At 73.9% G+C, this 8,334-nt stretch carries 5 protein-coding genes and 1 pseudogene; 1 reads left to right on the top strand and 5 read right to left on the bottom strand.

Features of this window, described 5'->3' with window-relative positions:
- A pseudogene (locus ACY5KJ_RS13025) lies at positions 1–367 on the top strand (methionine--tRNA ligase); the annotation flags it as partial.
- Positions 368–400: 33 nt separating this feature from the next.
- Here ACY5KJ_RS13025 and ACY5KJ_RS13020 read toward each other — a convergent pair.
- From ACY5KJ_RS13020 to ACY5KJ_RS13000, 5 genes are all read right to left on the bottom strand, one after another.
- Complete coding sequence (locus ACY5KJ_RS13020) at positions 401–3,193, bottom strand: heavy metal translocating P-type ATPase (RefSeq protein ID WP_462203450.1); 2,793 nt, start codon at positions 3,191–3,193, stop codon at positions 401–403.
- A 307-nt stretch (positions 3,194–3,500) separates the two neighbouring features.
- Positions 3,501–4,523 carry a porphobilinogen synthase gene (gene hemB, locus ACY5KJ_RS13015; RefSeq protein WP_462187874.1) on the bottom strand — a complete coding sequence of 341 codons (1,023 nt, stop codon included), beginning with the start codon at positions 4,521–4,523 and terminating at the stop codon, positions 3,501–3,503.
- On the bottom strand, positions 4,520–6,343 hold the full coding sequence (locus tag ACY5KJ_RS13010) for a bifunctional uroporphyrinogen-III C-methyltransferase/uroporphyrinogen-III synthase (RefSeq protein ID WP_462203449.1): 1,824 nt from the start codon (positions 6,341–6,343) through the stop codon (positions 4,520–4,522). Before ACY5KJ_RS13010 ends, hemB begins: the two co-directional genes overlap by 4 nt.
- Before the next feature lie 2 nt (positions 6,344–6,345).
- Positions 6,346–7,503, bottom strand: coding sequence for a hydroxymethylbilane synthase (hemC, locus tag ACY5KJ_RS13005; protein WP_462203448.1), 1,158 nt, complete (start codon positions 7,501–7,503; stop codon positions 6,346–6,348).
- The coding region (locus ACY5KJ_RS13000) for a glutamyl-tRNA reductase (RefSeq protein ID WP_462203447.1) at positions 7,500–8,334 on the bottom strand (835 nt) is incomplete at its 5' end. The genes hemC and ACY5KJ_RS13000, both read right to left, overlap by 4 nt.

Raw genomic sequence — 8,334 nt, 5'->3', positions numbered from 1 at the left:
GCTGCGGGCGGTGCGCGACGAGGCCCCCCGGACAATCGACGACGCCTTCGCCGCCTTCGACTTCCGCCGGGCAGCCGAGGTCATCACGAGGATCGGCGACGAGGGTAACCGCTACGTGGAGGCCGCCCGGCCCTGGGAGCTCGCGAAGGCGGAGCGCAAGGAGGGAGCGTCGCGCGACGCCCTCGACGCAGTCCTCGCCGAACTGGTCGCCACGTGCCGGGAACTGGCGGAGCACCTCGCGCCCTTCCTGCCCGATTCGGCACCGCGCATCGCCGCGCAGTGCGGCGACGGCGGGCCGCGGACCGCCGATCCCAGCCCGGTGTTCCCGCGCCTGGAGGCCCCGCCGGCCGAACCGGCCACGACCTGACCGACGCCGCGGAACCGATCCGGCCGGGCCCGCTCAGGCCGGACGCAGTGCGGTGAAACGCCGCAGCCGCAGACTGTTCGTGACGACAAAGACGGAGCTGAACGCCATCGCCGCCCCCGCGATCATTGGGTTGAGCAGACCGGTCGCGGCAAGCGGCAGCCCGGCCACGTTGTAGGCGAACGCCCAGAACAGATTGCCCTTGATCGTGCGCAGGGTGGCGCGCGACAGTCGGATGGCATCCGCCACCAGGCAGGGATCCGCGTTGACGAGCGTCAGATCCGACGCCTCGATCGCCGCGTCAGTGCCGCCGCCCATCGCCAGGCCCAGATCGGCCTGGGCGAGCGCGGCGGCGTCGTTCACCCCGTCGCCCACCATGGCCACGACCCGGCCCTGCGCCTGCAAGCGACGGACCGCCGCGACCTTCTCCTCGGGCAGGACCTCGGCGATGACGTCCTCGGCCGCGATGCCGACCTCGGCGGCGACGGACCGGGCGACCGCCTCGGCGTCCCCGGTCAGCAGGACCGGGTGCAGCCCGAGCCGACGCAGATCGGCGACGGCCGCGGCCGCGGTGGGCTTCACCGTGTCGGCGACGCTGATCAGTCCGCGGGGACGGCCGTCCCAGCCGACCACGACGGCGGTGTGCCCGGCGGCCCGTTCCCGGTCCAGCTCGGCGGCGAGCGCGCCCGGGAGTTCCGCGAACACCCGGGGCCGCCCGACGAGCACCGCATGCCCCTCCACGGTGCCGCGCACGCCGAGGCCCGCGGTGTTCGCGAAGTCCGCGACCGGCGGCAGCACACCGGCGGCCACCGCGTGCTCCCCAGCCGCGTCAGCGATCGCCCGGGCGATGGGGTGCTCGCTCGCCTCCTCCACCGCCGCGGCGAGCCGGAGCACCTCGGCGGCGTCCTCGCCGGGAGCCGGCAGCACCGCGACAACCTGCATCCGCCCGCTGGTCACCGTGCCGGTTTTGTCGAGTAGGACGGTCTGGACCCGCCGCGTCGACTCCAGCACCTCCGGGCCGCGGATGAGGATGCCCACCTGCGCACCGCGTCCCGTCCCGACCAGCAGCGCCGTCGGCGTGGCCAGGCCCAGCGCGCAGGGGCAGGCGATGATCAACACGGCGACGGCCGCGGTGAAGGCGTCGGTCGCCGGCTGCCCGAGAGCCAGCCAGACCCCGAGGGTGACGAGCGCGATTCCGATCACCACCGGAACGAACACCGCCGAGACCCGGTCGGCGAGGCGCTGGACGCGGGCCTTGCCACTCTGGGCCTCCGTCACGAGCCGGGCGATGCGCGCCAGCTGCGTGTCGGCGCCGACCCGGGTGGCCCGGACCACAAGCCGCCCGCCGGCGTTCACCGTCGCCCCGACGACCGCGTCACCCGGGGCGACCTCGACGGGCACCGACTCGCCGGTGACCATGCTCGCGTCCACCGCCGACAGCCCGTCGAGCACGACGCCGTCGGTGGCGATCTTCTCGCCCGGGCGGACGACGAACTCGTCCCCGATCCGCAGCGCCTCGACCGGGATCCGCTCCTCGACCCGCCGCGGGCCAGTCCCCCGCGCACCGTCCGCCGGCCGGTCGCGCAGCACGGTGACGTCCTTTGCCCCGAGGTGGAGCAGCGCCCGCAGGGCCGCGCCGGAACGCCGGCGGGCACGTGACTCCAGGAATCGGCCGGTGAGCAGGAACACCGTCACCCCGGCGGCGACCTCCAGGTAGAGGGCTGTGCCCGCGCCGCCGTGGGCACTCCCGCCGGTGCCGTGGCCACTCCCCGAGTGGCCGATCTCGCCGGCCGAGGCTTCCGGGCCCGGGAAGCCGCCGGTGAACGAGAACGAGTGCCGCATCCCCGGTTCGCCCGCTCCGCCCAGGAACAGGGCGTACAGCGACCAGACGAAGGCGGCCAGCGTTCCGAGGGAGACCAGGGTGTCCATCGTCGCGACCCCATGCCGGGCGCCCCGGCCCGCGGCCCGGTGGAACGGCCAGCCTCCCCAGAGCACGACCAGCGTCGCCAAGGCCAGCGAGACCCACTGCCAGTAGTCGAACTGCCAGGCGGGCACCATGGCCAGTGCGATCACCGGCACGGCGAGCGTCGCCGAGCCAGCCAGCCGGACGCGTAGCGCCCGCAGCGCCGCGCCGGGCGCGTCGTCCTGCGTGCCGCCGCCGTCCTCGGCCTCCGCCGCACCAGTCGCATACTCGGCCGCGGTGTCAGTGCCGGCCGCGGTGCCGGCCGCGGTGTCAGTGCCGGCCGCACCCGGCCCACCCCGGACCGGGGTCGCGGAGTATCCCGCGGCCTGTACCGTGCGGATCAGATCATCGAGACAGACCGCGGGGGCTTCGGTATCCGCGAGGGTGACGGTGGCCTTCTCGGTGGCGTAGTTCACCGAAGCGGTGACGCCGTCCATCCTGTTGAGTTTGCGTTCCACCCGCGCGGCGCACGACGAGCAGGTCATCCCGCCGATCGCGAGCTCGATCCGCGCGGGGTGACCCGTTCTGACGTCGAGAGTGGTCATCAGATCTCCCCTTACAGCGGGCTGGAAGGTACTGCCGGTCGCGGACCGTGGGACCGGACACACCCGCCGGCCACCGGCACCGTTGGCACCACCGAAGCGATACGCCCGCCCGACAAGCTCGTATCCAGCCTCCGCAACGGCCTCCCGGACGGCGCCGTCCTCGACGACGCCGTCGCTGACGAGAGTGACCCGGCCCTCGGCCAGATCCACGGCGACGTCCGACACGGTCGGCAGCCGCGCGAGCTCCTCGGTCACGGATCGGACGCAGTGCTGGCAGGTCATCCCGGCCACCGTGTAGGCGGTCGTGTAGGCGGTCGTCATGGCCGTTCTCGTCTCCTCGTGTAAGCCGCCCCGGTCCCGATGGATCTGCCCATCCCACCGGCCACCGGCGCCCGTCCGACCCTCCGAACATACCCTCCCCCCGTATAGTGTACCGGTACCCGGTGGGGGTACCTTCCGAACCCATGGTCGATCATCACGGGAGAGATCCCGCCCACGCCGACACAGGAAGGCCGCGACGCGCAGCCCCCACTCTGAGTAACCTAACGGACGCTTTCCACGAACGCCGGACTCCCGGCACCACCGTGGCGAACCGTCCACGTTGAGGAACCGCCGCCGCGAGGGACGGTCAGCGGGAGGCGGCCAGGCGGCGGGCGACCTCGGTGGCCCAGTAGGTCAAGATGATGTCCGCCCCGGCCCGGGAGATCGCGGTCAGCGTCTCGTCGATCGCCCGGTCCCGGTCAATCCACCCGGCCGCCGCGGCAGCCTCCACCATCGCGTACTCGCCCGACACCTGGTAGGCCGCCACCGGTACGTCCACTGTGTCGGCCACCGCCCGCAGCACGTCCAGGTAGGCCAGCGCCGGTTTCACCATCACCGCGTCCGCGCCCTCGGCAAGGTCGAGCGCGACCTCGCGCCGGGCCTCCTCGGCCGAGCGGACCGGATCCTGCTGGTAACCGGTCCGGTCCCCGAACTGCGGGGCGCACTCGGCAGCCTCGCGAAACGGCCCGTAGAACGCCGAGGCATACTTCACCGAGTAGGCGAGGATCGGCAGGTCGATGAAGCCCTCCGCGTCCAGCGCGGCCCGGATCGCGCCGACCTGGCCGTCCATCATCCCGCTCGGCGCGACGACCTCGGCACCCGCACGGGCCTGCGCCACGGCGATCGCGCCGTAGCGCGCCAGGGTGGCGTCGTTGTCGACCTCCCCGGAGCTGGTGAGCAGACCGCAGTGCCCGTGGTCGGTGTACTCGTCCAGGCACAGGTCCGTCATCAGGACGACGTCGCCACCGACCTCGGCGACGAGATCGGCGAGCGCGAGCTGGACGATGCCGTCCGGGTCGTCGGCGGCCGAGCCGCGGGCATCCTTCTCCGCGGGCACACCGAACAGGATGAGCCCGCCCACGCCGGCCTCGACGGCCTCGACGGCCGCCTCCCGCAGCGAGGAGCGGGTGTGCTGGACGACACCGGGCATCGAGGCCAGCGGAACGGGATCGGCCACGCCCTCCTTGACGAACATCGGCAGCACCAGGTCGGACGGGTGCAACCGCACGTTCGAGACCAGCCGGCGCAGCGCGGGCGAGCGGCGCAGCCGGCGGGGACGTGCCGTCGGGTATCCGGCTGCGGCCCCGTTCCCCCGGGCCGGCACCCTCACCGCCGCGAGCCTCGCCGTGGCTTCGGCAACCGCGCGGCGAGCGGCCCGATCTTCCCGAGCTCTTCCCGGTGTTCGGCAGCGAACTCCGCCAGCGCCCCGACAAGGGCGGGGATGGACGCCTCCGGAGCCTGCACGTCGACGCGCAGCCCGAGCTCCTGGGCAGTGGCGGCCGTCGCCGGACCGATCACGGCGATCACCGTCGTCTCGTGGGGCTTGCCGGCGATGCCGACCAGGTTGCGCACGGTCGAGGACGAGGTGAAGACGACCGCGTCGACCCGGCCGCCCTTCAGCGCCTCCCGGATGGAGGCGGGCGGCGGAGCCGCACGCACGGTGCGGTAGGCCGTCACGTCATCGACCTGCCAGCCGCGTTCCTTCAGGCCGGCGACCAGGGTCTCGGTGGCGATGTCGGCGCGCGGCAGCAGCACCCGGTCGAGCAGGTCGAGGGTGTCGTCGAAGTCCGGCCAGTCCGCCAGCAGCCCCTCGCTGGACTGCTGCCCGGACGGGACGAGATCGGGCCGGATACCGAAGGTGCGCAGCGCGTCGGCCGTCGCCTCGCCGATCGCCGCAACCTTGACCCCCGCGAACGCGCGGGCGTCGAGGCTGCGTTCCTCGACCTTCTCCTGCACCGCCTTGACCGCGTTGACCGAGGTGAAGGCCACCCACTGGTAGCGCCCGGAGACCAGACCGGTGATCGCGCGCTCCATCGGGGCGGCGGTCCGCGGGGGCTCGACAGCGATCGTCGGCACCTCCAGCGGGCTTGCGCCGTGCGAACGCAGCAGGTCGGACAGGATCGCCGCCTGTTCCTTGGTCCGCGGGACCAGCACCGTCCAGCCGAACAGCGCCCGGGTCTCCCACCAGGACAACTTGCTGCGGGTCGCGACCACCGAGCCGATGGACAGCACGACCTGGGTGATCGGGGTGGGGGCCGCGGTCAACAGCGGTGCCGTGTCCGCCTCGACCCGATCGAGCGTCGAGGTGACGGTGCGCTGGTCGGTGGTGGTGCCGTCCACGGTCACCGCGATCGGGGTGTCACCGGGCCGCCCGTGCTCGACGAGCGCCGCCGCGACCTTGCCGACCTCCGTCGGCGCCGCCGTGACCACGAGGGTGCCCGGGGTCTGGGCGAGGGCACCCCAGTCCAGGTCGCCGGGGGGGGAGATGGGCGCACCGAACCCGCCGAAGCCGCCCGGGGCACCGAGGCCCAGCGGCGAGCCGAACCCGCCGGTTCCCAGGCCACCGCCGAGCCCGCCCCCGAGACCGGCGATCGGCCGCCCGCCCAGCCGCGAGGCCCCGAACGGAGGACCGGTGAGCGGACCCACCGGCTCGCTCCCGCCGAACGGCGAGGACGCCGGCACGGTGCCCGACGACGAGAAGACCCCGGAGGTGCTGGCGAAGGTGACCGGCGCGCCCGGGGCGACCCCGGCGTAGGTCGCGACCGCGGCGCCAGTGAGGATGCCGGGCACCACCCGATAGGGGATCTTGGCCTTCGCGAGCGCCTGGGCGTCCGCGGCGCCGATGCGAGTCAGCCACGGATCGGAGGCGTAGAGCCGGACCACCTTGTCACCGGCACGGGCCCTGCTCACCACCGCGGCGGTCGCCGCCTCCGCGTCACGGACCGGCTTCGGCGCCTCGAGGTCGCCAATGCGCAGCACTTCGGCGGTGAGGTTCTCCACCACCGCCGGCGCCACCTCGGGATCGGCCACCACCAGGTCGGCGGCGGCCAGGGTCTCGACCGCGAGGACGGTGAGCAGTCCGGGATCACGTGGTCCGGCACCCACCAGGGCGACCGGGGAGACGGGCTTCTTCGTTCGTCGGGTGGCCATGCTCAGCGGGTTCCCATCAGCGAGTGTGCTCCGGCGGACAGCATGTCGTCCGCGAGGCGCTGCCCGAGCGCCTCCGGGTCGACGGCGGATCCGGTGACGTCACGCCGGAGGACATCGCTTCCGTCCGGCGCGGCGACGACCGCCCGCAGGCACAGACGACCCGCGGGAGGCGCACCGCCGGCCTCCGCCGCAGCTCTTTCGGCCGGCTCCGGAAGAAGCTCGGCCAAGGCGCCGACCGGGGCAGTACAACCAGCTTCGATGCCGGCGAGGAACGCGCGTTCCGCTCTGACCGCGACGGACGACGATGCGTCATCGAGCACAAACCGTAGCAGCTCGGCGAGGCCCGTATCGACGGGCTGGCCGCCATCTGACCACGTTTCGCCACCGGTTTGTCCCGCAGCGGGACCCGAACCCGCCGCGGCGGGCACCAGAGCGCGCGCCGGGCCGGCCACGACGAGCCCGGCACCGCCCGTGCACTCGATCGCCAGGGCTCCCTGACCGGGCGCGGGCAGCATCACCGTGGGTTCGAGGATCTCGGTGACGGCATCGAGCCGGTCGAGCCGCGCCAGCCCGGCGTGCGCGAGGACGACCGCGTCCACCTCACCGTCGATGGCCTTCTTCAACCGGGTGTCGACATTGCCGCGGATCGTGACGACCTCCAGCCCGAGGCCGAGAGCACACAGCTGCGCGGCGCGACGCGGAGATCCGGTCGCGATCCGGGCGCCGGCCCTGAGCTCGGCCAGGCGCCGCCCGCTCGGGGCGACCAGCACGTCCCGGGGGTCCGCCCGCGGCGGGACCGCGGCGAGCACCAGACCGGGTGGGGTGGCCGTTGGAAGGTCCTTCAACGAGTGGACCGCCAGGTCGATCTCACCAGACAGCAGGGCGTCGCGCAGCGCGCTGACGAAGACGCCGGTCCCGCCGATCTGGCTGATCTCCCCCGACGAGCGGTCCCCCGCCGTGACAATCGGCACCAGCTCGACGGCGCAGCCCACCCGCGCCCGCAGGGTGGCGGCGACCGTCCCGGACTGGGCCAGCGCCAGCGCCGAGCGCCGCGTTCCCAGCCGCAGCCGGCGGCCGGCGAAACGGGCCAGCAGGTCGGCGCCGATGCTCGTCGGGTCGGTACTCGTCGGGTCGGTACTCGTCGGGTCGATCCCCGTCACGAACGCTCCAGCAGATCAAGGTCAGGCGCGGACACCACGGCGGGCACCTCCCGCGGCAGATCGAACAGTTCCCGCAGGGCCTCGGCGTAGGCGTCTCCGCCGGGCGCCCCGGCCAGCTCCTGCACCCGCACGGTCGGGGCGTGCAGCAGCTTGTCGACGACGCGCCGGACCGAGCCCTCCACCAGGCTCCACTCCCGATCGTCGAGGTCGGGCAGGCGGGTGTGCAACCGGGCGAGCTCGCTACGCACCACAGCGGCGGCGTGGGCCCGCAGCGCGACGACGGTCGGCGCCACCCGGCCCGCCTGCCGGCGGTCGAGGAAGCTCGCGACCTCGGCGGCGACCAGCGCGCGGACCGCCTCCACATCGTGCGTCACCTGGGCGCCGTCCAGCGCGATGCGCAGTGCGTCCAGGTCGATCAGACTCACCCCGGGCAGCTCGCGCACCCCCGGGTCGATGTCGTGCGGCAGGGCCAGATCGAGGAAAACCAGCGGGCGCCTTGCCCGGCCGGGCAAGGCCGCGGCAACCAGCTCGTGCTCGACAACGAGACCGCTCGCGCCGGTCGAGGAGATCACCAGGTCCGCCATGGTGATCTCGTGGGCCAGGTCGGTGAGACCGACGACCCGGGCCTCGTGGGCCTCGGCGACGCGGGCCGCCCGGGCGGCGGTCCGGTTCGCGATCACGACCTCTCCGGCACCGGCTCGCCGGACGGTCTGCGCGGCCAGCGATCCCACCGCGCCGGCACCGATGAGCAGCACCCGGGCCCCGGCCAACGGCGGGGGTTCGGACGTCACGGCGGGCCGCGGTCCCTCGGCCGCGGCTCCTCCCCCGTCC

The organism is Frankia sp. CcWB3 (genome assembly GCF_977927595.1).
Note: the sequence above shows the minus strand (reverse complement) of the source record. Positions and strands in the feature narration are given on the sequence as shown.

Bases quoted from the DNA above. Each gene is read 5' to 3' on its own strand.
- ACY5KJ_RS13020 (WP_462203450.1), bottom strand. From the start codon at position 3,193: ATGACGACCGCCTACACGACCGCCTACACGGTGGCCGGGATGACCTGC.
- ACY5KJ_RS13010 (WP_462203449.1), bottom strand. From the start codon at position 6,343: ATGGCCACCCGACGAACGAAGAAGCCCGTCTCCCCGGTCGCCCTGGTG.